The organism is Kitasatospora sp. NPDC023120 (assembly GCF_055560835.1).
The window spans coordinates 100,974-125,601 of record NZ_JBVHHY010000026.1 but is presented as its reverse complement, the minus strand read 5'-3'; the positions used below and the strand labels follow the sequence as shown (position 1 = coordinate 125,601).

Annotated in this window: 14 protein-coding genes; 1 reads left to right on the top strand and 13 read right to left on the bottom strand. The window is 75.2% G+C overall.

Annotated features, from left to right (window positions below; genetic code table 11):
- Window positions 1-48: 48 nt before the first annotated feature.
- The 10 genes from ACZ3TI_RS31850 to ACZ3TI_RS31805 form a co-directional block, all read right to left on the bottom strand.
- The gene (locus ACZ3TI_RS31850) at window positions 49-474 is read right to left on the bottom strand and encodes a phage tail protein (protein WP_465732346.1); all 426 of its coding nucleotides are present in this window, start codon (window positions 472-474) and stop codon (window positions 49-51) included.
- A gap of 76 nt (window positions 475-550) precedes the next feature.
- Entirely contained in the window at window positions 551-949 is a 399-nt protein-coding gene (locus ACZ3TI_RS31845; RefSeq protein WP_465732344.1) for a hypothetical protein, read from the bottom strand.
- A 3,164-nt stretch (window positions 950-4,113) separates the two neighbouring features.
- The gene (locus ACZ3TI_RS31840; RefSeq protein ID WP_465732342.1) at window positions 4,114-4,272 is read right to left on the bottom strand and encodes a DUF6760 family protein; all 159 of its coding nucleotides are present in this window, start codon (window positions 4,270-4,272) and stop codon (window positions 4,114-4,116) included.
- The gene (locus tag ACZ3TI_RS31835) at window positions 4,269-4,784 is read right to left on the bottom strand and encodes a hypothetical protein (RefSeq protein WP_465732340.1); all 516 of its coding nucleotides are present in this window, start codon (window positions 4,782-4,784) and stop codon (window positions 4,269-4,271) included. The genes ACZ3TI_RS31840 and ACZ3TI_RS31835 overlap by 4 nt, the downstream gene beginning before the upstream one ends.
- Window positions 4,781-5,221, bottom strand: coding sequence for a phage tail protein (locus ACZ3TI_RS31830; RefSeq protein WP_189917863.1), 441 nt, complete (start codon window positions 5,219-5,221; stop codon window positions 4,781-4,783). The genes ACZ3TI_RS31835 and ACZ3TI_RS31830 overlap by 4 nt, the downstream gene beginning before the upstream one ends.
- Before the next feature lie 55 nt (window positions 5,222-5,276).
- Entirely contained in the window at window positions 5,277-6,827 is a 1,551-nt protein-coding gene (locus ACZ3TI_RS31825) for a phage tail sheath family protein (protein WP_465732337.1), read from the bottom strand.
- A 168-nt stretch (window positions 6,828-6,995) separates the two neighbouring features.
- Entirely contained in the window at window positions 6,996-9,134 is a 2,139-nt protein-coding gene (locus ACZ3TI_RS31820) for an ATP-binding protein (RefSeq protein WP_465732335.1), read from the bottom strand.
- Complete coding sequence (locus tag ACZ3TI_RS31815; RefSeq protein ID WP_465732333.1) at window positions 9,131-9,841, bottom strand: Pvc16 family protein; 711 nt, start codon at window positions 9,839-9,841, stop codon at window positions 9,131-9,133. Before ACZ3TI_RS31815 ends, ACZ3TI_RS31820 begins: the two co-directional genes overlap by 4 nt.
- A complete protein-coding gene (locus ACZ3TI_RS31810) occupies window positions 9,838-13,119 on the bottom strand; it encodes a hypothetical protein (RefSeq protein ID WP_465732331.1) in 3,282 nt (1,093 codons plus the stop codon). Before ACZ3TI_RS31810 ends, ACZ3TI_RS31815 begins: the two co-directional genes overlap by 4 nt.
- Window positions 13,120-13,266: 147 nt before the next feature.
- Complete coding sequence (locus ACZ3TI_RS31805) at window positions 13,267-14,028, bottom strand: helix-turn-helix transcriptional regulator (RefSeq protein ID WP_465732329.1); 762 nt, start codon at window positions 14,026-14,028, stop codon at window positions 13,267-13,269.
- Window positions 14,029-14,235: 207 nt separating this feature from the next.
- Here ACZ3TI_RS31805 and ACZ3TI_RS31800 point away from each other — a divergent pair, with 207 nt between their 5' ends.
- On the top strand, window positions 14,236-15,648 hold the full coding sequence (locus ACZ3TI_RS31800; RefSeq protein ID WP_465732327.1) for a COG1470 family protein: 1,413 nt from the start codon (window positions 14,236-14,238) through the stop codon (window positions 15,646-15,648).
- Between the two features lie 432 nt (window positions 15,649-16,080).
- Here the strand turns inward: ACZ3TI_RS31800 and ACZ3TI_RS31795 are convergent, their stop codons facing one another.
- From ACZ3TI_RS31795 to ACZ3TI_RS31785, 3 genes are read right to left on the bottom strand one after another with little or no spacing between them, the layout of a single operon-like run.
- Window positions 16,081-17,301: a hypothetical protein gene (locus tag ACZ3TI_RS31795; RefSeq protein WP_465732325.1), complete on the bottom strand. Its 1,221-nt coding sequence runs from the start codon at window positions 17,299-17,301 to the stop codon at window positions 16,081-16,083.
- Window positions 17,298-22,430 (bottom strand): hypothetical protein, encoded by a 5,133-nt coding sequence (locus ACZ3TI_RS31790; RefSeq protein WP_465732323.1) that lies wholly within the window; start codon window positions 22,428-22,430, stop codon window positions 17,298-17,300. The genes ACZ3TI_RS31795 and ACZ3TI_RS31790 overlap by 4 nt, the downstream gene beginning before the upstream one ends.
- Entirely contained in the window at window positions 22,427-24,622 is a 2,196-nt protein-coding gene (locus ACZ3TI_RS31785) for a CHAT domain-containing protein (RefSeq protein WP_465732321.1), read from the bottom strand. The genes ACZ3TI_RS31790 and ACZ3TI_RS31785 overlap by 4 nt, the downstream gene beginning before the upstream one ends.
- Between the last annotated feature and the right edge of the window lie 6 nt (window positions 24,623-24,628).

Sequence of the window (24,628 nt, the reverse complement as noted above, 5' to 3'; positions counted from 1 at the left end):
TCCTTACGGGGGGTGGACGGGGGGGGGGCGGACAGGGCCGGGGAGGCGTCAGGACGGGCGCAGACCCGCGTGGGCGATCTCCAGGGTCTCCATCGCGGCCTGGGAGTTGGAGGGGTCGAAGGACGGCCCGTCCCACCGCACCGGGACGATCCCGAGCACCTGCCAGCCGACGATCCGGCTCAGGTCGGGCCGCAGCGCCACGATCTCGCCGTCCTTCGGCTCGACCTTGCGGACGATCTCGCCCAGCCAGCGCGCGATCTTGGCGGTGTCCGCGGTGACCGCGCGGGTCAGCGTGATGTTCGACCAGGTGATCCGACCGGGCAGCTGCCAGGCGAATCCGTTGTTGCCGCCCTCCGCGTACTGCTCGATCTCGACCTGGGCACCGAGCCCCGAGCAGGTGGTGAACTCGCCCAGGTCGTTGCCACCGATGGTCAGGCTGAAGAACACGCTCGTCGCGAAGATGTTGTCGGTCATCGGGTCCGCTTCCTGGGTTCTGGGTTCCGGGGCCTGGGGCTCGGCTTCCGGGTGCCGGGTTCTGTCGGGTCCGTGCTCAGCGGCGTCCGTCGTACGGCCTCCCGCTGCGCTCCCTCCCCCGGCGCAGCTCGGCGCGCAGCAGCCGGCCGACCGGCTCGACCAGGCGCCGGGCCAGGTCGTCGAGGTCGGCGTGCCCGTGGCTGCCGGTCTCCGCCGACGATCCGCCGGGATGGGGCGGGGAGGGCGACGTGGTCGACGGGGCCGCTTGCACGGTGGTCGTGGTCGTGGTCGTGGTCGTGGTCGTGGTCGGCGTGCGGGCCGGGACGGCGGTCAACGGCACCCCCACGAGGCCCGCCTGCTCGGCCACCCGCTGCAGCACCTTCGCGGTACCGGGCGGCGGCGGTGCCGGTGAGGTCGGCACGGGCGAGGCCGGTGTGAGCGAGGTCGGCGCGGGCAGCGCGGACGGGATGCTCATGGCGCGTGACACGACGGGTGCGGGTGGTGCGGAGCGCCGCGAGAGCGGTGCCCCTCCCACGTCCGGAGGCGACGGGGACGGCAGCGGAAGCCGGGGCGCGGCCGGAAGCCGCTGGAGCGACGAGGTCGTCAGCGGGGTCGGTCGGACCACCGGCAAGCGCGGGGCAGCCATCGTGGCGGCGGACCGCGCACCGGGGTGGGCGGGCCTCGGGCGCGCTGCGGAGGTCGGTGCGACGGCCCGCTGCACGGCCGGACGGCCCGCTGTCGGGACATCGCCCTGCGGCGGCCCCGGTGCGCCCGCTGCGCCCGCTGCCCCCGCTGCCACCGCTGCCATCGGTGACACCGGTCCGCTCACGATCGGCACCGCCGCACGAGAACGGCCGGGCGGAGCGCTCGGCGCGTCCCCGGGGCCAGCTGGGTCGCTCGGCACCACCGCACCGAGGGTCGACGGCGGGCTTCCCGGCACCACTGGCTGTCCGGCGCCGGCAGGGCTGTCCCCCGCAGCCGGGGCGTGCCGGGTACGGCCGCGTCGCGGCACGGCGGCAACCCCGCGCGCCGCGCCCGAACCCGTAACCACCGGACTGCCCTCCACTGACAGGCCATCGGCCGGCGCCCGCCCGTCCCTCCGCGCCGCCGATCGCCGCGTCCGCACACGCTGCAGCACAGCCGCGAGCCCGCGCACCGCACCCGGAGCGGACGGCTCTCCGGGCACCGCTGCGGCACCCTGAGCACGGGACCGCACCGGACTCCCTGGCGAAGCCGACCGCCCGGTGGCCGCGTGGCCGTCTCCCGCACCCGAGGCGGCCGGCCGGCCGGGCACCGCTACGGCACCCGAAGCGCGGGACCGCACCGGACTCCCCTGCGACGCCGTCTGCCCGGTCTCCGTACGGACCTCCCCCGTGCCCGGCGCAGGCAGGGCACGGGAGCGTGAACGCTGCAGAACGGTTGTCGGCGCGGGGACCGGGTCCGGTTCGCCGTCCGTACGCGCCGCGAGCGCCCTGGGCCAGACGGCCGGCACCACGGGTGGGGCGGGAGGCGCCGGTGCGCCTGTGCGAGCAGTGGTCCCGGGAGCGGACGGCGCCGTGGGCGCGGCGAGGGCGACGCTCATCGGGCGCTCGCCGATCAGCCCGCGCCTCGCGCCGGTGCGTGCCACGGCACGCTGCACGCCCCAGCCTCCGGCGACCGGCCGCACGGGAACCGCCGGGCCGCCACCGGGTGCACCACCGGACTCGCCCCGAGCCACGGCAGAGCTGGTCCGGGTCGCGGGGACGGCCGGCAGCGGCGCGACGTCCGAGCGGTGCTCCGGGCTCGCGGGCGCGGCCTGACCGCCGCCGGCCGGGCCGGTCCGCTCGGCCTGTCGTGCGTCGTCGCCACCGGGGCGGGCCGCACGCTGCACACGCGGTCCCTCTCCACCCGGAGACGTGGCAGCGACGGGACCGCTTCGACCTGCCGCGTGTCCGCCGGGGGCACTCTGCGGTCGGGGCGTCGACTCCGCCGGGGGCTCCTCCGGACGCCGTGCGGCAGGCGCACCGGGGGCACCCTCGGCAGGACTGCCAGGACCCACCGACTGACCGTCACTTCGCCTTCTTGCCACCGGGGTTGGATCCGCCGGGACCTCACCCGGATGCCGGACGGCACGCTGCACCAGTGGCCCGTCGCCGGCGGCAGCGGCGGGCACACCCGTTGCCGGGCTGGTGATCCGTCGGACCGGTGCCCGCCCGCCGAGCAGCGGGGCGGTGTTCCCCGGTACGGCCGCTGTCGGAGGCAGCGCGTCGAGGGGCGCGCCCAGGCCGGTGCGGGTGCGGGCGGGGGCCGGGTCGGAGCCGACCTGCGCCTCCCGCTCCGGGGCCGCTGTCGACGGTGGGTGCGAGTACGAGGGGGTGGCGGTCCCGGACGACTCGCGCTGGACGGGCACACCGTCGGCGCGCCCCCGCTCGGTGACCGTACGGGCGCGCCGAGCCTTGGTCGGGTGGCCGGCCCCGCCGGCGGGCTGCCGGGTGTCGCCGGTTTCGCCCACCTCGGTGTCACCGGACCCCGCAGCGGCGGGGACGACGGGCATGGCTGCCGCACCCGAGGTGGCGTCAGGGGCCTTGCGGCCGACGGAGGCCACCGGCCCAGCGCTCGCGGGCAGGGACGTCAGGGGTGCTCCGAGGACCGGACGGGCGGGCGCGCGCTGGACCGCCCCTTCGGCCGGCCCGTTCCGCGCGGGCGCGGCGGTGGCAGCGCCCGACGGTGCGCTCCGGGGCGAGCGCGCGCCGTGGCTCGGAGGCTCGTCGGCGACATCGGGCGTCCCGCCCGTCACCGCGACGGCCGCGCCGGAAACGGCCGCCCCCGGAACGCCCGTCGCCGCACCGGCCGCCCCCCGAACGCCCGTCGCCGCCACGGCCGTCACCGGACGTGCGGGCAGCGCCCGGGGGCGTCGCGCCACGGTCAGCGGTTCGCCGACGGGGCGCGGCCGCACCGGATGCGCCCGGTCCGTCGAGTCGCTCCACACCGCGGGCGCGACATCCGCCCCGGGCTTCCGGGCCTCGCCCTCGCCACCGTCCGCGCCGGACGGCCGCTGCTCGACCGCACCCGTAGCCGTACCCGTACGCGCGGCACGCGGGTGCGCCGACCGTACGGGAAGCCGCCGCAGCCTGCCGAAGCGCTGGACCGGCCGCGGCTGCACCGACTCCTCCGGTTCCGGCTCACCCACCTCCGAGCCGCCCGCCACGGTCGGCAGGACGAGCTCCTCCCCGCCCGCGATGACGGCGGGCGGGGCGACCGGCGAGGCCATCGCCCGCAGGATCCCCGCGGGGGCGGTCGGCAGGACGGCATGGCCGAGCGGGCCGCTCAGCGACGGGTCCTGCCACGAGGCGAGCCGGGACCGGAACCTCAGTCCGTCACTGACCCCGTGGGCGGGACCGGCCAGGGTCGGGGCCAGCGGTGGCACCGCGCGCCACCCCCCGTCCCCCGCGACCGGACGCCGCCGGGCAACACCGACAGCACGGCCCGCGCCGGTACCCCCGGGCTCCGCGCCCCCGCCCGATGCGCCCCCACCGGATGCACTCCCACCGGGTGCACTCCCACCGGATGCGCCCGCGCCCGACGCCTCGCCGCCCGCCACCGCGCCCGACGCCTCGTCCGCCCGCCGGCGGCCGAGCCAGTCCCGAAGCCCCACCCGGCTCACCCGCCTTCGCTGGTGCGGGTGTTGAGCCGGGCGATCTCACGCACCCACTGCCCGCGTTCGCGGTGGGTCAGGTCGAGGATGTCCTCCCGCTGCCAGTGGAAGTGGTAGGCGATGTACGCGATCTCCTCGTACAGCCGAGCAGGCGCGTACGTCACGATTCCCCCAGGCGCCCACCGGCGAGGTCGACCTCGAAGGCGCCGTCGCAGTGCGGGCAGGTCACCGCGGCGCGCGTGTGGCCTTCGCTGTTGATCCGCTGGTAGAGGTCCTGGAGGAACGCGACGTCGGTGGCGTACATCCGCTCCACGATCCCGGCGTGCACGTCGGTGATGTCGCCCAGCCTGGTGATGACGTGGCTGAGCAGCACCACGCTCAGGTAGGCCGGGTTCTCCTTGACCCGCAGGTCGATCTGCGGCATCAGCTCGTCGCGGGCGGTGGCCAGGCGCATGCTGCCGTGCCGGTGGACGGTGCCCTCGTCGTCGACGTAGCCGAGCGGCAGCTCGAACTCGAACTCGGTGTGCGGCACCGACCCCCGGGGGCCCGCCGACCCCGCCGATCCGAAGGATCCCGCCGGCCCCGCCGGCCCCGCCTGCTGCTGTTGCGGCGGCGCGGTGTTCTGCGCGGCCGGGGCCCGTTCGAGGAGTTCCTCGAGGCCGATCCGTCGCCTCACTCTACGCTGATCTCCTCGAACACGATGGTCACGGTCTCCGTCGCGGCGCTGGACTCGCCCGCGGTGAGCGTGGGGCCCTCCCAGCGGCTCGCCCAGGCGTTGGTCAGCTGGATGCGCCGCAGGGTGGCACCGGTGGTGTCCTTGACCTCGATGGTGAGGTTCTGCCGTGCGGTGTTGATCGCCCCGTTGTTGAGGGTCTCCTTGATCCAGGTCGTGAACGCGCCGCTCTTGTCGAGGCCGCGGGTGATCGTCACCTCGCCGGGCAGCCGGGCGCCGGGCTGCTTGCGGACGATCAGTTTGCCCTCTTGGGTCACCTGCTTGTACTCGACCACTTCCTGATCGACCGTCAGATTGCTGATCTCCTTGACGGACTCGACGTTGTAGCCGCCGAGTTGGACGCCGAAGATATGTGTGGAGAGCGGATCGCCTTCAGCCATGGCTGGTTGTCACCTTCCAGAGATTGGGTCCGGGGCCGGGTGCCGACCGCGCCGGTCACTCGTCTACGAGGCTCGTGCTGTCGGAGAACTGGGACAGCCGGAACACCACGAACTCCGCCGGCTTCACCGGGGCGACGCCGATCTCGCAGATCACCTGTCCGAGGTCGATGGACTCCGGCGGGTTGTTGTCGCGGTCGCACTTGACGTAGAAGGCCTCGGCCGCGGTCTGGCCGAACAGCGCCCCGCGCCGCCACTCCTCGGTGAGGAACGCGGTGATGTTCCGGCGGATGCTGGACCACAGCCGGTCGTCGTTGGGCTCGAAGACGACCCACTGGGTCCCCAGGAGGATGGACTCCTCCAGGTAGTTGAACAGTCGGCGCACGTTGAGGTAGCGCCAGGCGGGGTCGGAGGACAGGGTGCGCGCTCCCCAGATCCGGATGCCGCGCCCGGGGAAGGCCCGGACGCAGTTCACGCCGATCGGGTTCAGCAGGTCCTGCTCGCCCTTGCTGAGGCGGATCTCCAGGTCCACCGCGCCGCGGATGACCTCGTTCGCCGGCGCCTTGTGGACTCCGCGCTCGGCGTCGCTGCGCGCCCACACCCCGGCGACGTGCCCGCTCGGCGGGACCAGCACGTTGCGGCCGCTCGCCGGGTCGAACACCTTGATCCACGGGTAGTAGAGGGCGGCGTAGCGGGAGTCGAAGCCCGCCTCGTCCTGGCGCCAGGTGCGCATCCGCTGGGCGTTGAGACCGGGCGGCGGGTCCAGGACGGCGATCCGGTCGCCCATCTGCTCGCAGTGCGACATCACCGCGAGCTGGACGGTCCGCAGGCCCTCCTCGTCCAGGTCGCCGCGCTGGTAGGCGCTCATCAGGTCGGGCACCGCGACCATGGTGATCTCGTCGATCGCCTCCAGGCCGGAGAAGCCGGTCCGGGCCGCGGCGTCTCCGACGTACTCGGCGGGGTCGAGCCGGCCGGCCGGGGCCGTGACCGGCCCGGTGGCCGGGGCGGGCGCGGCGGGCAGGGCGTGGGTCCGGCGCTCGGGGCGGCTCGGCGCGGTGCCGGGCTGCTCGGCGACCGCGACCAGCTTCGACTCCCGCAGCTGGGTGACGACGTAGCCCTTGGTGCTCTTGCGGGTCGACACGTCGTAGGTCTCCACGACCTCGGCGCCCCGGCGGACCAGCAGACGGAAGCGGTCCTCCGGGACGTTCTCCCCCTCCACGTCCGCGATCTCCACGGACACCTCGCCGCCCGCGCCGGGCAGCGCCGAGAAGAGGAAGCCCGCGACCGCGACGGGCGCGGGCGCAGCGGCGACGGAAGCGGGGGCGCCGGCCGGGGCCTGCCGGGCCGGGTCGCCGACCCGCACCACGTAGGCGGAGCCGCCGCCGTTGGCGAAGAAGCCGTACACCGAGTGCGCCAGGTAGGTGCCCTCGGTGAACCCGCCGAACCGCTGGACGTACTGGTCCCAGTTGGTCACCAGCGTGGGCTCGTGGAAGGGACCGGTCTCGGCGAAGCCGACGAAAGCGGCGACGGCCGTGCCGACCCCCTCGATCGGCCGGGCACCGGACTGGACCTCCTCCACGTACACGCCCGGGGTGAGGTACGACGGCATTCGCGCTCCTTCGGATGGCCGGGTCAGTCGCCCCCGAGTCTGCTGCCCGGGCGCCCGCCGGGGACATGTCCGCCGGTCCCCGACCGGGGGCAGGAACGGCTGCCCCCGACGGGCAACTCCGCAGGTACCCGCCGGTCGGGGGCGAAGGCCGGGGTCGGGCGGGAGCCGTCAGACCCGCCCCAGCCACGGCCCGAACTCGCTCTCCAGCACCAGCCGGCCGAGCTTGCGGTACTCGCCGACCACCGCGGCGACCAGCTGCGCCATGCCCAGCGCGGTGCCCGCTCCGGCGGCCAGGTAGGCCGCGGAGACCGCGCAGGCCCGGATGGAGCCTCCGGTGAGCTCGAAGTGCCGGGCGCAGAAGTCCAGGTCGAGGTCGTCGCCGCGGGGCAGCCGCGGCCCGAGGCAGCGGTCCCACAGCACGCGGCGCTGCGCCTCGTCCGGCAGCGGGAACTCCGCGATGACGTCCAGCCGCCGGGTGAAGGCCTCGTCCAGGTTGGCGCGCAGGTTGGACGTCAGCACCGCGATCCCCCCGAAGGACTCCATGCGCTGGAGCAGGTAGGCCGTCTCCACGTTGGCGTGGCGGTCACGGGCGTCGTTGACCTGCGAGCGCTTCCCGAACAGGGCGTCCGCCTCGTCGAACAGCAGGACGCCGTTGACCTGCGCGGCCTCGGTGAAGATGCGTTCCAGGTTCTTCTCGGTCTCGCCGATGTACTTGTCCACCACGGTGGAGAGGTCCACCACGTACAGCTCCATGCCGAGTTCGGCGGCGACCACCTCGGCCGACATCGTCTTGCCGGTGCCCGACTCGCCCGCGAACAGGGCGATCACGCCGTTCCCGCGGCCGCCGCCCGGTCGCATCCGCCACTGCCCGAGCACCTGGTCGCGGTGCCGGGCCCGCAGCACGAGTTCGCGCAGCCGGCCGGCGGTGGGTTCGGGCAGCACCAGGTCGGCCCAGCCGACCGCGGGCTCGATCCGACGGGCGAGCCGGGCCAGGCCCGCGGCGTTCTGCGCCCGCACCGCGGTCCGCAGGTCCTCGGCGCGCACCGGGCGGCGCTCGGCGGCCGCCGTCCTGGCCGCCACCGCGGCGGCCCGCTCCAGCTGCTCCTGGTCGACCCGGTAGGCGGCCACCGCCTCGGTCAACTCCTCGCTCAGCGGCGCCGGTTCACCGTCGTACGTCCCGCCGGCCAACGCGCGGGCCCACCGCTCGGCCCGGCTGTGCGGGTCCAGCGGGGGGACGGTGACGACCACCGGGCTCTCCCGCGCCCAGGCCGGGTCCCACACCTGCGGGCCGTGCACGACCAGCGGAAGGGATGCGCGCCCGCTCGCTGCCCGGTCACCGGCGAGTTCCGCGCAGAGCTCGCGCAACAGGGCTGCCCGCTCGGGCCGTTCGGGTTCGAGGCGGTCCAGCGGTCCGAGCACGACGCCGCCGCCGGCCAGCCGGGCCTCGCGGGCGAGCACCCGGACCAGGCCGGGCGACGGGCGGGCGGCGAGCGCGGCGGCGTCCACGACCAGGGGCGGGCGGCCGTCGGCCGCGAGGGCGGCCGCCGCGGGCGGGCCGGCGTGCCCGTCCCGGTCCAGCAGGTGCACCAGTCCGCCGTCCGCCGCGGCCGCGCGCACCCGCTCCGCGAACTCCGCGGCCGCTCCGGCGCCGGCCGGTCGGGCCCCGGGGGCGGCGCGGCGGGCCAGCCCGGCGAGGGCGCCGTCCGGCTCGTCGTCGCCGAGCAGATGGGCCGTCACCCGGTCCGGAACGCGCAGGGTGCGGGAGAGCAGCGGGCGCTCCGGCTCGGCGAGCTCCAGGAGGCCGCCGGCGATCAGCGGGGACCGTACGGAGAACCGGAAGCGGCCGGCGCCGGCCCCGGACAGTCCGCACAGTTCCAGGGCCAGGCCGACGGTCGCCCGGCGCCGGGTCAGGTCGTCGTTGAGGTAGCCGTAGAGCTGCTCGAAGCGAGTGTCGAGGTCGGGGGCGAGGGCCACCAGCAGCAGTTCGACGTCCACCGGGAGCAGCCCGAAGGCGTCGCCGAGCCGGGCGAGCCGCGAGCCGGGCGGCGGCATGGGGCCGTCGCCGAGGGGCGCGTCGTCACGGCCGGCGGACGCGGAGGCGGCAAGGATCCGCTCGACCGCCTCCGGGCTGAGGTACTGGCCGCGGTACGGGTCGTCCGGGTCCGGGTCGTCGGCCCGGCGCTCGCGCACCGCCGCCCGGACCCGCTGCTCGACCCGGTGCAGCCGCTCCCAGAGGTGGTCGGGGCCGGGGGCTCCCGCGGAGGAGCACGGTGCGACCGGTGCGACCGCTCCGAGGTCGAGGCTCATCGCGCCCTGCCCCGGGGTCGGCGGCCCGGCGGCAGCGCGCGGTCCCGGGGCGCGGCGAAGCCGTCCGGTCCGGGGTCCGCGCCGCCGTGGTAGCGCAGTCGGCGGCCCGGTCCTTCGGCGTGCCCGGCGCCCTCCCGGGTGGTGTCCTCGACGTGCACGACCAGGCCCTCGGTGACCGGCGGTCCGACCGGGCTGCGCCCGCCGGGCAGCGGGGCGAGCGCCCTGAGGTCGATCGAGGGCCGCAGCTCCCCGCCGAGCGCGGACCAGACGTCGGACACCGCCGGCAGGCCGGTGTCGCGCCCCGTGATGTCGAGCCCGACGGTCAGTCCGAGCTGTTCGAGCGTCCCGGTGAGCAGCCGGGCGGGCAGTGCGTCCACGGCGGTCAGGCACTGCAACACCTCGGCCAGCAGCCGGTGTTCGTCCTGCGGGCGGTTGGTCCAGACGGTGACCAGGTAGGCCAGCTCGAACCAGCGGGGTGCGGCGTGGTGGGCGACCAGCACGCCGTCCTCGTCGTACTCCGCGAGGGCGCCGGACTGCCGGCGGTCCGTGTCCTCGCGGATGCCGTAGAGGAAGACGCTGACCGTCGGCGCGGTGCGCCGGGCGGCGAAGTCCCGGTTGGGCGCGTCGAAGACCACCTCGACCCCGCGTTCCGGCAGCCCGGCCTCGGCGAGCAGCAGCCGCAGCGCCTCGTCGACCTCGTGGATCACCGCCGCTCCACCTCCCCGGGCGGGCCGATGTTGCCCTCCACCACCAGGAAGGGGGTGGTGACCGGGGAGAATCCGGGGCCGTCGGCGGTGATGGTCCGCGGTCCGGTCTCGTCCTTGGGGAGGATGAGCAGCTGGCCGGCGAAGGTCCCGTCGGCCCGCGGGTAGGTGGGCGCGGCGGCGGCGGTGATGCCGGGCTGCCAGGTGAAGCGGACCGGCGCGCCGGGCGGGAAGTCCACGCCGCGGACGGAGGTGACGAAGCCGGGCTTGCCGATCGGCGGCACCGCGACGATGCGGGGCTGCAGGATGCGCAGCGGGGTGCTCGCCCGGTGCGGTCCCGGGGTGGCGTCGGTGCCGGTGGTGGTCAGCTCGGCGGTGACGGTGGTCTCCAGCGCCGCCTCGGGGGACAGCACCACCCGGACCACCTGGCTGCCGCCCGGGGTCAGGTCGGCCAGTGCGCAGCTCCCGGCGCGGCAGCCCGGGGGCAGCGGCTCGGTGGGCACCCCTGCGGGCAGGCCGAGCGTCAGGCGCAGCCCGGTCGCGAGGGCCTGGCCGGTGTTGCGCACGGTGTAGCTGACGGTCACGTGGCCGCCGACGTAGCCGGGGTTCGGCTGGGCGTCGACCGACACTCCCGGTCCGGCCTGCGGCGGTGGTGCCGGGGCCGGTGGCGGGGGCGGCGGTGCGGGGGCCGGGGTGGCGGTGGGTGACGGCAGGGGCGTAGGCGAAGCGGACGGTGACGGGGTCGGCGTGGCGGTCGGTGACGGGGTCGGCGTCGGGGTCGGCGTCGGGGTCGGGGTCGGGGTCGGGGTGGGCGTCGGCGGGTCGAGCACCGGGAGGGAGGTCAGCGCGGAGTCGTCCCCGGGGTTCGGGTCGACGACCGTCCCGGTGACGCTCCAGCCGAACTCCCGGGTGCCGCTGCGGGTGCCGATCAGGCGGGCGGTGACCTTGACCACCGTGCCCGGTGCCAGGGTGCCGAGGTCGCAGCGCAGGGCGGCGGCGTCGCACTGCCCGACCGGGCTGGTCAGTGCGCCGAGCCGGGCGCCGGTCGGCACCGAGGCCGTGAGGACGGTGCCGGGCGAGGGCGCGGGGCCCTTGTTCGTGACGGTGATCGTCACGTCGGTGCCGCCGTCGACGGGCACCGCGGGGGTTCGCGCGGGTGCGCTCAGCGCCAGGTCGACGGACTGCTGGACGGCCGGCTCCTTCTGGCGCCCCGGCAACCGCCGGTCGAGCGGGGTGAGCCTGGCGGTCGCGAAGTCGTAGATCTCGAGCCCCTCCGGTGCGCTCGGCGGCGCGGCCCGGCGGGAGGTGAGCACCAGCTGCGCGCCGTTCGCCGTCCAGGCGACGTCGCGGGGCTGGAAGGGGCCGGTGGTGGAGCGATCGGGCAGCGGCCGGGTGCAGGCGTCCTTGCCGAGGCCGGTGGGCAGGACCACGGTGCAGTCGTCGCCGGTCGGTGTGGTCACCACCACGCCGTCCTGCTGGTTGTTCCCGCCGTCACCGGCCTTGCGGTTGAAGGCGATCCGGCGGCCGTCGGGTGCGAACGCGGGGCTGTCGTCGATGACGTTGCAGCTGCCCGGGCAGGCCGTCCGGCTCAGGTCGGTCTGCCGGGTGAGGTCGTCGGCGGGCACCGTCCAGATGTGCACGTTGCCGGCGTTGCCGTCGACCACCGCGGTCCGGGAGAAGGCGATCAGCTTGCCGTCGGGGGACCAGAAGGGCTGGCCGTCGGAGCCGCCCTGCCGACCGGCAGGCGGCTGGACGGTGCCGACGATCCTGCCCGTCGCCACCTCGGCGATCAGGACCCGCCCGGGGCGGGCCGGCTCCTGGCCGCCGGCCGGGGCGCTGCGGCTGAACACGATCAGCCTGCCGTCCGGTGAGACGGACGGGTCGGTGTCCCGGTCGAGCGGGCCGCGTCCGGCCAGGTTCATCGGGTGCGGGTTGGCGCCGTCGGCGTCGGTCAGCCAGATCCGCTGGATCCGCCCGGCCGCCGAGTCCTCGTAGCGGGTCACCACGATCTGCCGGCCGTCGGGCGTGTAGGACTGGCGCTCGTACCAGGGGTCGTAGCCGGGGCGGGGGTGGAAGAGCGGGTCGGCGGCCGGGTCGGTGCTGGTGTTGGTGTCGGCGGCCGGATCCTCCGTGAGCACGCTGACGCCGAGGTCGCGCGGGTCGACCCCGTCGGGGCGGACGTCCTGCAGGTCGGCGACGTTGGCGGCGGTGGCGCTGGTCTGTTCCACCACCGGCCCGCCCTTGTCCTGGGTGCCGAGCCAGGTCGGCGTCGCGATCAACCGGTCGGTGCTGTAGAGCAGTTTCGGGTCGTCGCAGGAGCAGGTGGGCGCGCGGTACAGGTTGACGACCGGCGGCCTGGGCGGTTCGGGCTGCTGCGCCGGGGAGCCGGGGGTGAGCAGGTCGGAGCTGAGGAAGAGGACCCCGCTGCCGTCGGCCAGCCAGGAGGCGGAGCCGGTCCGCCAGGTGGAGCCGGTGCGGAGGAAGAACGCCTTGTCGCCGCCGGTGGGCGAGGTGAGCATCAGGGTGCGGCCCTGGTCGCCCTGGTCCCAGGTGTAGACGATCTGGTTGCGGTGCGCGTCGTCGTTCACCGGGTTCCAGGTCGGGTCGACGGCGTCCCCGTTGGTCACGTCGGTGATCTTGACCGGCGCGCCGCCTTCGAACGGCCGCCGGTAGATCTGACGGTGCGCCGGATCGCCGGTGCAGGCGTAGGCGATCCACTTGCCGTCGGGCGAGACCGTCGGATGGGTCTCGTCGGCCGAGCCGTCCGTGATCCGGCGCAGCCCGGAGCCGTCCCGGTTGACCGCCCACAGGACGTGCTGGGACGAGCCGTCCGGCCTGCTCTCGAGGGCTTCGAAGACGACGCCCTTGCCGTCCGGGGCCAGCGCGGGGCGGGCGGTGTCCATGCCGGTGGTGAGCTTGCGCACGGCGCCGGCCGCGTCGCGCAGGTAGACCTGCGGGAGTGTGCTGTCCCGCAGGCTGGTGAAGACCAGCTCGTCGCCGCGGGAGGAGGGGTCCTGGTCGAAGTGGACCGGGCCGGGCCCGAACAGCGGGGCGCCGGCGGCCGTGCCGGTCACCCGGCCGAGACCACGGTGGTTGGTGCCGGCGAAGACGATCCGCCCGGCGGCGGGGTCGGCTGCGGCAGCGGCGGCCGGGGCGCCCTGCCCGCCGGGGGCGGCGACGGTGCCCAGGGTCACCAGGGCGGTCGCGAGCGCGAGCAGCACCGCGACGGCGGCCCGGGCCGGCCGCCGGATGGAGCGGGGAGTGCCGGTGGCGCCGAACACGCTCGACCTCACAGGGTGGCAGGGGCGGTATCCCCGGCAGTCTCCCCGGCCCGGGCACCCGGGAACAGAGCCCTGGTGCCCGAGCCGGGGGTAACGACCGGTGTCCCCAAAGGGCAGCCCGACCGGGTCGGCACGGCGGCCGGCTCCTCAGATCAGGCCGCGCCGCATGGCGTAGCCCACCGCGTGCGCCCGGTTGCGCAGTCCCAGCCGCGTGGTGATCTCGTGTAACACGTTCTTGACGGTGCGTTCCGAGTACGACGTCTTGGCGGCTATCTCGCTCGTGTCGAAGCCCTCCGCCACCAGCTTCAGCATCTCCGCCTCGCGGGCCGTCAACGTCGACAGGGTCAGGCCCCGGCCGTCGAGCATGGTGCGCTGGAGCATCCCGATCCGGTCGAGCAGCTCACCCAGCAAGTCCCCAGGCATCACGCCCTCGCCGTTGGCCAGCGCCGTGATCAGGTGCACCAGCCGGTCCTGGTTCGCCTCCGAGCGTCGCAGTACGGCGGCGACCCCGTACTCCACGATGGTCTGCAGCCCGCCGGCCTCGAACTGCCCCACCACCAGGCCTATCCGGCCCGAGGTGGCGAGCCGCAGCCGACGCAGGTGCTCGGCCACCGTCTCGGTCAGGGCGTCCACCACCAGGAGCGAGACCTCCGCCTCTGCTGCCTCGCTCTCGCTCAGCAGCTCCACTTCGGGCCGCTGGCGCAGCTGCTGGACCACGCCAGTCTGCAGGATCAGGTCCTCCGCGTACACCGCCACCCGCACCTGGCCGGGCTTGCCGCGCACTTGGGCCGAGAGGTCCGGCCCGGACGGCCGGGCGCCACCGGACCGCGCGGTCGGCTGTCGCGGCACTGTCCGCCGGGTCGCGAGGGCTTCCTCACGGCATGTGCGGGATGTATCGGTCGACGTCATCGAACACTCCATTCCTCAGTAGATCTACGGTCGTTACGGTCGGCCACGTTCTCCGGGTCCGGCCGGTGGTGCGGCCGCCCGGGACCGCCGGGTGTGTGCCGCGACGGCCCCGGGCAGGGGCGGTCCGTCCGCGCGGGCAAGGGGTGTGCCCACGGCTTGCCCGTACGGCCCTCTCCTCGGGCCGTCCGGCGGACCTACCGTCACGCCATGACCACATCCGCCGAACTCGGCCTGTCCGCGCTGACGGTGGCGCCCGGTGGCGTGGCCACCACGACCCTGACGGTACGCAACGATCTCGACATCGTTGAGGCGTACACGCTGGAGGTGGTCGGGGAATGTGCCGCGTGGACGACGGTCGAGCCGGCCCGGATCTCGCTCTTCCCGGGGACCTCGGAGACGGTGACGGTGCGCCTCGCCCCGCCGCACTCCTCTGCCGCCCGGGCCGGCGAGTTCCCGCTCGGCGTCCGGGTGTTGCCGACCGAGCGCCCGGAGCTGGTGACGGTTCCGGAGGCCACGGTCACCGTGACCCCGTTCCACGAGCTGCAGGCCGCCCTCGCACCGCGTCGCCGTCGCGGCTGGCTGCGCGGACGCTACCGCACCTCCGTGCGCAACCTCGGGAACGCCCCCGCCACGGTCACCCTCACCCCCGGACAGGCCGGTGAGGACCTGCGGTTCCGGGCCACCCCGGAGCGGCTGCGCCTCGCGCCCGGCGAGTCCGGCGAGCTGCGGCTGCAGGCGCGCACCCGCAAGCTGATCTGGTTCGGCAAACCGGCCACCTGGCCGTTCGAGGCCGCGGTCGGCCCGGAACCGGGCCCGGAAGCGCGCACGGACGGCACGCGCGGCGGCGGCCCGGACGGCGGAGGTACGAGCGCCGAAACCGCTCCGCCGGCCGCCCGACCGCTCTCGCTCGACGGTGAGTTCATTCAACTGCCGATCCTCCCCAAGTGGCTGCTCGCCCTCCTGGCGGCGCTGCTCGCGCTGCTGCTGGCCTGGTTCATGCTGGTCCGTCCGGCGGTGCGCAGCTCCGCGAAGCAGGCCGCCGAGAAGGCCGTCGCCCAGCACAGCGCCGCCCCGGCTCCGACGGTCGCCGCCCCCGACGCCGGTGCGCCGACGGCTGCCGGCAGCGCGAACCCCGGCAGCGCGAACCCCGGCGGTGCCAACCCCGGCGGCCAGACGAAGCCGGGCGCCGGGCAGCCGAGCCTCGGCACCAACGGCCGCAACGGCGGTCCGGGCGGTCTGGCGGTGCCGGGGACGGGACAGCAGAGCTCCGCCACGATCGACGTGCAGACCGCGAACGGCGCTGCCGCCGTGGGCAGTTACCAGGTGCCGCACGGCAAGGTCTTCGACATCACGGACGTCGTCGCAGCCAACTTCCAGGGCGACCAAGGGCTACTGACCATCACCGCGGGGAGCCAGACGATCACCACGATCGCCCTGGAGACCTTCCGCAACCAGGACTACCACTGGGTGACGCCCATCCAGGTCGCCGAGGACCAGGCGGTGACGGCGAGTGTGACCTGCGAGACACCGGGCACCCCGGCCTCGGGCAAGCAGGCGGCGACGTGCCACGAACTCCTCAACATCAGTGGCACGTTGAGCGATATCAGGCAGGGGAACTGACTCGGCGTACAGGGCGACCTTCCCTCCCCGGGCAACCGGGGAGGGAAGGTCGCCCCGATTGTCCCAACGATGTCGACGAGTCCCGGTCCGACCCGCCTTCTCCGAATTCCCCCTCCCGTATCTCCTCCTACATCCCGTGACCATGTCAATACCCTGCGGCAAGGCAGCTGGTCCGCGCACCGCCCGACAACGGGTCCGGACCGCGCCGGCTCGGGAATCCTGCCCTCCCGGGGCAACCGGAGAGTCCCCGGGGGGCAACCGATCCGTCCCCCGGGGGACGGCGGATTCTGCCCCGGCGCGCTGCCGACGCACCGCCGGTCCGGCAGCGGCGTTGCCCCCGTGCCCACACGGTGGCGCCGGGACTGTGCGCGAAATCACCCACGTCATCCGGCCAGGAACACCGAGCCGCCGGGGCGCCACCGCGGCCGGAGCTCAGCGCTCCTGCGACGGGTGAGGCCGTGCGAGCAGGCCCGCGAGGAGGTGCCCGGCCGCGGCGGCCTGCCGGTCGGCGGCCTCGGGGGCGGGTGCGGCGGCGCGGGGGCCCTTGGGGCGGCGCTCCAGGACCTCCCGGACCACCCGCCGCCCCACGCCGATGTCGTCGTAGCCGGCGGGATCCCGGGCGAAGGCGGCGGCGGCCGATGCCACGGACGCCCGGGCGTCACCGGTCCCGGACGGCATGCCGGCCAGGAGCCGGCCGGCCGCCGGACCCGGATCCCGGGCCTCGACGCAGGTCAGCACGGATGGCAGCGTCCGGCCGCCGAGTTCGGCGTAGCCGTCCGCGGTCAGTGACCGGACGACCGTCACCGCCTCGTCGGAGGCGTCCGGCTCCGTCGGCTCGACCACGCTTCGGCAGATCCGCAGCCGCAGTTCCCTCGGCGGGTACCCCCCGAACGCGAGCGGCGGCAGTTCCGCCAGGGCGTCGGACAGGGTGTCGAGGTAGGCGGGCCCGCACGAGAGGCAGGCGCAGACGTCCGCGAAGGCCTCGCCCGCCCAGCCCTGCCACAGGCTCTGCCGCTCACGCGGGAGGCCGCTGTTCCCCACCCTGGTCCGCACCTCGTCGGTCAGCCCGCAGTCGTCCTCGATGTGGTGGCCGACCTCGTGGGCCACGGCGAGCAGGCCGGGGAGGTGCTCGGTCTGGTGCCAGGGCACGCCGATGATCGGGAACGGCAGCGTGCCCGCCGCCGTGTCGCCCGACCGGGTGCGGACGGCACTGGGCAGCAGCTCCCGGTAGTCGCGTCCGCGGGCGACCGCGAAGGGGACCTCGGCCCGGTTGAGGAAGACCAGCGGCGGAACCCCGGGGGCCGGACCGGCCGCTCCGGGCGCCGGCTGGTAACAGGCCCATGCGAGCTCGTCGGCCGCCTCCAGGAAGTCCTGGTACTGCGGGAGGCAGCGCAGGACGAGCTTGCTGCGGAAGAAGTCCCACACGTGGTGGAGGTCGAGGACCGGCTCCGCCAGCTCGCGGTCGGGGAGCCCGGACAGGTCCTCCAGGCAGGTCGTCAGCAGCCGCACCAGGCAGGCCACCTGGCTGTGGTGCTTCTCCAGCGGCTCGCCGGGCCCGGTGGCCCGGGTCCAGTGGGCGCTCTCCGCTTCCAGGCTCGCCTTGAGGTGGCGCGTCCGGGCCCGACTGCGCTGCTGGTACTCGGCGGCGGTCATCCGAGGACCCGGTTCGCGTGGGTGGTGGCGGCGGCGAACAGCGTGGTGTCGCTGGCCCGCCACTTCGCGCCCTCCCAGATCGGGCCGCTGCGGATCAGCACCAGCTCGTGGAAGGTGTCCGCCAGTGGCCGCTGCTCCCGCACGGCGGTCGCCAGCCGGGCGACGGACGCGTAGGTGTGGTAGTCGTTCAACCCGATGCCGAGGATCGCGGCGGCCGGAAGCCGGATGAACAGCTGGGCCGCGAAGTGGTTGCGCCGCAGCATCTGCTCGGGGATGTCGAGGGGGGACCCTGGCACCGGCGGGTCGAGCACCACCAGGCAGTCGGGCGAGGCCCGCAGCCACTCCGCCAGGGCCGCCGCCGGCAGGTCGAACCCCCGCGACCTGGTCTCCAGCCTCGACTCCGCGTACGACCCGGACAGGTCGAAATACGGCCCGCGTGCGGTGGCCTCCAGCGGGGCGCTGATGTGGACCAGGCTGGGCCGGGCCGTCAGGGGGTCGCCGGAGTCGACGGCTTCCGCGAACCGGATGCCGAAGCCGAAGGAGGCGTAGATGTCGGCGAGGTCCACGCCGGACAGCCGGTGACTGCCGCGGGACTCGTACTGGACGGCCGCGGGCGGGGTCACGATGACCACGGTTCGCGGTCCGCTCGGAGGAGGCCGGTGAAGACCGCTCAGGCCGGCCAGTGAGGCAGCGTCCGGCCCGGGGGTGCCCGGGCCCTCCTGCCCGGTCGCCAGGGCGAAGGCCCGTCTGGTGCGCGGGCCGAGGAATCCGTCGACCGGCAGGTCCGGGTCGACCGTGTCGCGCAGGATGCTCTGGAGGCTTATGGACGAGCCGTTCTCGGCCGCGCTGGGCAGGGTGCGGAATCCGTACAGCCCGGGGTCCGGTGTCAGTCCGCGGGGCTCGGTGACGGCCAGCTCCCACGGCAGCGAGTGAACCATCACGTCGTCCGATTCCAGGCGCAGGACCCCGACCCGGGCGCCGTCCCCGAAGGCCCTCAGCGCCTCGGCCAGGGGCTCGCGCAGCCGTGAGACGACGGCTCGGGGATCGCGGAACAGGAGCCGCTGCAGGGCCTCGGGATCGTCCAGGGGCAGGCCCTCGGGAACGGACAGGGCGATCGCCGGCCGGTCGGCGCTCCGTTCCGGCGGCTGCACCGCCGCCGGGGCGGGTTCGGTGTGGCGCCTCGGCCGACCGAGGCGCCGGTAGAGGCGGGCGGCCGTCCGGCGCGCGTCCGCGTCGTCGGCCATCTCCGCGTAGGTGTGCAGCGCGTCGGCCGCCCAGTGGGTCAGCCTGGTCACCCGTGCCGAGGCGTCCACCGCCCGGGCGACCAGCTCCGCGGCCCCCGCGTCGTCCCCGGCCCTGCGGGTGCCCTCGGCGAGGCCCACCAGGACGGCCGTGTGGAGCAGGGGGAAACGCTCGGCGATGGTCCGCGGACAGTCCCGGCGTGCCGGATCGACGGGGACGCCGAGCCGGCTGCCGGCCCGGAACCAGCGCCACCACGCCAGCGGGTCCCGGTCGTGCGCGCCCTCCTGGAGGACGGCCTGGGCCTCGTCGACGGCCCGGCGGGCCCGGTCGGGTCGGCCGGTCAGTCGGTCGAGCTCGGCCAGCAGCACGCGGTGCAGGGCGCGGTCCAGCCGGTTGTCCGCGTCGTCGCCCGCGGGGAGCACCTGGCGCAGTGGGGCCAGCGTGGTGTCGGAGGCGTCGCGCGAGATCCGGCACCGTTGCAGCTCCTCCACGATGAACAGCCGGGCGGACGGCGGTTCGAGGGCTTCGAGGGCCCGGACGAGTGCAGGCACCGACTTCCGGGTCCGCGGTGAGGCCTCCAGTGGGCGGTCCCCCCGTGCGGCGTCCGACCGCCGGTCCCGCCGCCAGGCCTCGACCAGCCGCTGGGCGGCGAGGAGGGCGGCGTGCCGCGGCGGTACCGGCGGGTCCGGTTCCGCGGGCAGTTCCTCCGGTTCGGGCCGGTCTCCCTCGTCGAAGGCGAGCTCACGTCCGAGCAACGCCGTGCGGAGCGCGAACTCCTCCTCCGGCGTGGCCGACCGCCCGGGCGCAGGGCCGGTACGGCCGCCGGTGGCGGTGAGCAGCTCGCGCGTCTCCACCAGGTCGCCGACGGTGCGGAGCAGGAAGCGGACGTGCAGGTAGTGGCACTCCGGGTGGCCGCCGCGGTATCCGAGTTCCTCCCACAGGCTCCCGGCCTGCAGGAGGTACCGCTCCGCCTCGTCGACCGCGAGCAGTTCGCCGGACACGGCGGCGCCCAACTGGTGGATGCGGGCCCGCGACCGGTAGCGGGCCGCCCCGACGATGCCCTCGGTGAGTTCGGCGGCACGCCCCAGGGCCGTCCGGGCGTGCTCCCCCCAGCCGAGCACGAACGCCGCCCGGGCCTGGAGCAGTTCCGCCTCCACGCGAGCGTCGACGGTTGCGCTGCCCGCGGGCGGCTCCGCGTCGGGGGTGAGCAGGGGCTGCAGGACGCGAAGCGCCGCGCCCGGCCGGTAGCAGGCCAGCAGCAGCCGGGCCTGCCGCAGGACGACGGTCGAACACCCGGCGAGCGGTGCGAGCGGTCTGAGCTGCTCGCACCAGCGCAGTGCCTCGTCCAGCCGCCCCTGCGCCTCGCGCTCGCGCGCCAGGGCGAGGCCGATCTCCACGGCCTGGACGGCCTTCCCCGCCCGCAGGGCCAGTCGGAAGGCGCGCTCGTATGCCTCGTTCGCGGTGGGGTCGCCGACGGCGGCCCTGCTGTCCCCGAGGACCCGCAGCGCGTCCAGGCGCTCCTCCGGGCCGACCGCCGCCAGCGCGTACTCGGCGGACCGCAGGGCCTCCTCGGCGCGGCCGTCGGCGTTCAGCAGCGTCGCCCGCAGGACGTGCTCCCAGGCGGAGACGGGGACCGCCTCGGGTGCGGCGTCGCGGGCCCAGCTCACCCGGTCCAGGGCGTACTCGACCTCGCCCCACTGCGGATCCGCCGCCCTGGCCTCCTCGCGCAGCGCCCGACGGCTGACCACGTAGGCCTCCTGGAGGTGGGCCTCGGCCACCTCGGCGTACGAGATCAGCGTCGTCCCGTGTCCGGTGGGCCGGGGCTTGCCGTCCTCGTCCAGGTAGTCGGTGCCCAGCACCTCGGTGGCGAGCTCGTGCAGCTCGTCGAGCGCGTCCGCCTCCCGCGCCCGGCGCAGCGCGGCCCGCCAGGTGGCGGCGGCTTCCGGGTCGCCCAGCTGGAACCGGTGGTACACCGCCTCACGGGTGAAGTCCGCCCACCGGCCCGGGTTCTCGTCGGCGAGTTCCTCGAAGTGGCGGGCGAAGGCGCGGTGCAGGTCCACGAAGACCGGGTGGTCGGCGAGGAGCAGCCGCTGCGGACCGAGGACGTCCGGGTGGAAGACCACCGTCGACCGATCCTCCGCCGTCTGCGAGACCCAGGAGGAGGAGCCCGCGTAGTTGAGCAGCTGCTCCCAGAGCCGGTCGAGTTCGGCGTCGGTCCCGGGCGGGCGGGTGAACGGGTAGACGTCCGCGCTCCCGAGGCCGTGGACGTCCGTCCGCGGGTCGTCATTCGGGGTCGGCCCCGCCATGTTGCCCAGGTACGGGCGCATGACCGCCAGGTCCTCGCGCCGCAGCTTGCGGGGGACGACGCCGTAGCGCAGCAGCCAGCGCACCGGTTCCTCCGTGATCCGGCACACCACGCGCTCGATGAGCGGCGGGATGACCGGATCCCGCGTCTTCTCCAGTGCCTCGACGCTCAGTCCGGGGTCCTGCTCGACGGCGTCGGCGAAGAGGGCGAGGACGAGCGGCCGGCCGTTGGAACGCCGTCGCGCGACGGCGCGTTTGCGCTCGTCGTCGATGCCGCGGATCTCGTGGAGGTAGGTCTCGGCCTGCTCGTCGGTGAACGGGGTGACCTCGATCTGCCGGATCCCGTCCAGCGCCGCCACTGCCTCCGGCGCCCGTTTGGCCAGGTCGTACCGCCCGGCCAGCACGATGCGGAGCATGGGGCAGGCGTGCTGCACCTGGCCCAACAGCTCCAGGAAGCGGCCGGTGCCCTGCATGCCCCGCAGCAGCAGCTCCTCCGTGGTGTCGCAGACCAGCAGGGCCGCCTTGTGGCCGGCGGCGTCGTTGAAGCGGTCGACGAAGGTCCGGGTGATCTCCGACCCCAGGGTGCCGGGGTCCTGGGTGGTCCGGAAGCCCTGCGCCGCGGTGCGGCCCAGGTCGGACGGGTGGCGGCCGAGGAGGCTGCGCATCGACGCGTAGCGGTCGAGACTGCCGAAGGCCCGCTTGGGCCAGCGGTTGTCGAACTGCGTTGCGGCCTCCAGGAGGACCAGCCAGGGGTAGCGGCCGATGGTCACCGGGGAGACCACGTCGAAGTCGAGCCGGGCGCACGGGATGTCCCGTTCGGCGCAGACGCAGTAGCGGGTGACGAGCCAGCGCAGCCGCATGGTCTTGCCCGTCCCGGCCGGCCCGGAGACCTGCCACGCCCGGGAGTCGGAGCCGGCCATGAGGGCGGCGGCCTGTTCCTCCAGACCGGGCCGCGCCAGGTACTGCGCGCAGCGGGCGTAGTCCACCGCCCAGTGGCACCGGGCCCGCACGTAGCCCGCGCGGTCCTCCCGGGCCCGGGCGACCTCGGGGCCGGAGAGGGACAGGCGGTCGTCGTCGGCGAGCACGTCGAGCAGGTCCTGGCAGCGGGCGAAGTCCCGCCGGGAGTCCGCCTCGGCGAAGAGGTCGTCGAACAGCCGCAGGGCCCGCGGTGTGTCGGCCACGAGCAGGTGCCTCAGCTGCTCGCGCCGGTCTCCGGCGGCCGCCCAGTGCTCGGCGAACCGCCCTTCCAGTTCGGCCAGGTCAGCGGGCGCCCCGCCGCCGGCCCAGTCCACGAGCCAGCTCTTCATGTACGCCACCCGGTCGTCGTGCGGCAGCCGGTACCGGGCCGGTGCATCGGAGGCCGGCTCGACGACCTCCAGCTCGACCAGGCCGTCCAGCCCGGGCACGTCCGGCCCGGCGAGCGGCCGGAGCACCCCGTCGAAGAGGTCGCGGTCGAAGGCGCCGGCGGCGGCGCAGGCCTTGAGCAGGGGCTCCCACCCGGCGGGGCGCAGCGACCGGCGGATCTCGGCGGGGCCGGCACCGCCCCTGATCCGGGCGGTGATCTGTTCGAGCGAGCCGGTCATGCTCCCCCGCCCATCAGCGCCATGGTCTTCCTGATCTCGCGGAAGAGGTCGACCGCCACACCTCCTTGGCACGAGACGAACTCGCTGTACCCCTCGAACACCCGCCTGACCCGCGCCGTGGCGAAGTCCAGGCCCGCCTGCTCGCAGTACTCGTCGGCCAGTCGCAGGTACTCGCGCACCGGGAAGTCGCCCAGGGTCAGCACCGGCTGCCACCACCCGCTGTCCTCCTGCGGCAGGGCGCCGCCGTCGATCCAGTCCCGGGTCGTGACCAGGAGCAGGCGCAGCGGTGGCTCCCGTCTGTGCGCGACCGGCCCGATCAGCTCGGGGTAGACGACCTGCCGGCACATCTCCGACAGCAGGAACTCGGCATGGTCGAGCGCGAGGACGTGGACGCGGTCGGGGTCGGCCGCGCGCAGGGCGTCCAGGAAGGCGCGGAAGATCCCCGACCTCCGCCGGTCGGCCTGCCCGACCTGCTCGTCGAACGGCTGCCCCCGGTCCTCGACCGGCTCGTCGGGCGGGGCGCCGCCGGGGCCGGCGGTCACCGGCACCACGCCCTCGACCAGGGCGTTCAGCTCGGCGTTGAAGGCGAAGAAGGCCTCCGGCCGCATCGGCTCCGGCTGGCTCTCGTCCAGGCACCCGTCGCGAACCGCGCGCAGCAGTCCCAGCCAGTCCTTGCGCGTGCTGCCCGGTTCCCCTCCGGCACCGGGACTCCGGCTGCCGAGGTCCACGTAGGTGATGCGGTGGCCGTGGAGGAAGCAGCTCAGCAGGCAGGACCGGGTGAACCAGGTCTTGCCGGTACAGCTGGAACCGACCTGCGAGTGCCCGGTGATGACGAGCAGTGGGCGGTCGTCCTGCGGCCCGACGGGGTCGAGGGCCCGCCAGGCCGCCCGACGCTCGTCCGCGCGGTCCACGAAGAGCTTCAGGTCCCGGTACAGCGAGTTCTCGCAGAGCGTGGTGATGGACTGCTCGGTCGGCACGAAGCCGATCGCCAGAGTGGATTCCGGATCGTGGCGCGTGGCCAGGACGGGGAGCGCCCAGTACCCCTCCCGGCTGTAGTTGTTGCGCAGTTCCCGACGGGCGGTGCGCAAGGCCCGGTCCACCGCGAGGCCCTTCGCCACCTCCCGGTACAGCACGCCGGCGAAGGCGACACCGGCCGGCGAATCGATGTCGGCCTGCATCGACACCACCGCTTCGGCCTCGGCCGCGAGGAAGGCGTGGGCGAGGCCGCCGAGCTTGTCCGCCGGGTCGGCCGCGGTCCGGCAGGCGTTCAGGACGACGAGCCGGGGCCGCCACTCGTCCAGCAGCTCCGTGATGTCCTCGGACTCCAGGCTCCACTGCGTCGTCGGGTCGATCTCGGGGTTCTGCCGGGTGGCCCAGTTGAACGGCAGGGCCGCGCAGGCCCCCGGGACCGCCGGCATGCCGTGGCCGATGAAGTGCAGGACGTGCGGGCGCCAGGTCCTGACCTCGTCGAAGAGCCGGTGGTGCGGCGGGCCTTCGAGGACCTGGAGGTGCGCGCGGCCCGGCGAGGTGCTCAGCGCCGCCGCGACCCTGGCCCGCTCCTGGTCGGCCAGATCCGTCCGGTCGAGCGGATTGCAGACCACGAGCAGCACCCGCAGCGGCCCCAGCTCGATCGGCCCGGCCCGCCGTCGGGCGGCGTCCGGCCGGGTGAGGTCCGCCTCCCCGGCGGTGGCCTCGTCTCCCGTGGTGTCCTCCGCTCCGGCGGCGGTGTCCTCCTCGCCGGGAACGGGAGGGTGCCGGCGGGAGACCAGCAGCTTCGGGTCGTGGAAGATCCAGGTGCCGCCGTCGCGGAGCAGCTCCCACGGCAGCGGCCGCAGGTCCTCGATCGCGATCTCCAGACTGACCCGCACGGGATCCGTCGTGGCGCCCTCCGCCCGCTGCTTCGCCGCCGTCGCCCGTACCCCGGCCCACAGCGCGCCCACCGCGCCGGGGGTGAGGAGGGCGAACAGCCGCTCGCCCGCCGCCTTCCGCCGCTGGTCGGTGGCCCCGGGGGCGAGCACTCCGGTGAGTTCGCCGGAACACTCCGCGGCCTCCGCCAGGTCCAGGTCCTCCGCCGCCTCCTGCGGCGGGCCGGGTCGCAGCCCCGCCACCCGCAGACTGACCGTGGGGTGCCCGGCGCCCCGGCCCGCCTGCTCGGACGGTCCGGGTGCTATGCGGAATCGGGCGTTCGTCACCGCGGC

Bases quoted from the DNA above. Each gene is read 5' to 3' on its own strand.
- ACZ3TI_RS31830 (WP_189917863.1), bottom strand. From the start codon at position 5,221: ATGGCTGAAGGCGATCCGCTCTCCACACATATCTTCGGCGTCCAACTC.
- ACZ3TI_RS31800 (WP_465732327.1), top strand. From the start codon at position 14,236: ATGACCACATCCGCCGAACTCGGCCTGTCCGCGCTGACGGTGGCGCCC.
- ACZ3TI_RS31790 (WP_465732323.1), bottom strand. From the start codon at position 22,430: ATGACCGGCTCGCTCGAACAGATCACCGCCCGGATCAGGGGCGGTGCC.
- ACZ3TI_RS31845 (WP_465732344.1), bottom strand. From the start codon at position 949: ATGAGCATCCCGTCCGCGCTGCCCGCGCCGACCTCGCTCACACCGGCC.
- ACZ3TI_RS31825 (WP_465732337.1), bottom strand. From the start codon at position 6,827: ATGCCGTCGTACCTCACCCCGGGCGTGTACGTGGAGGAGGTCCAGTCC.
- ACZ3TI_RS31850 (WP_465732346.1), bottom strand. From the start codon at position 474: ATGACCGACAACATCTTCGCGACGAGCGTGTTCTTCAGCCTGACCATC.
- ACZ3TI_RS31795 (WP_465732325.1), bottom strand. From the start codon at position 17,301: ATGACCGCCGCCGAGTACCAGCAGCGCAGTCGGGCCCGGACGCGCCAC.
- ACZ3TI_RS31820 (WP_465732335.1), bottom strand. From the start codon at position 9,134: ATGAGCCTCGACCTCGGAGCGGTCGCACCGGTCGCACCGTGCTCCTCC.
- ACZ3TI_RS31805 (WP_465732329.1), bottom strand. From the start codon at position 14,028: ATGACGTCGACCGATACATCCCGCACATGCCGTGAGGAAGCCCTCGCG.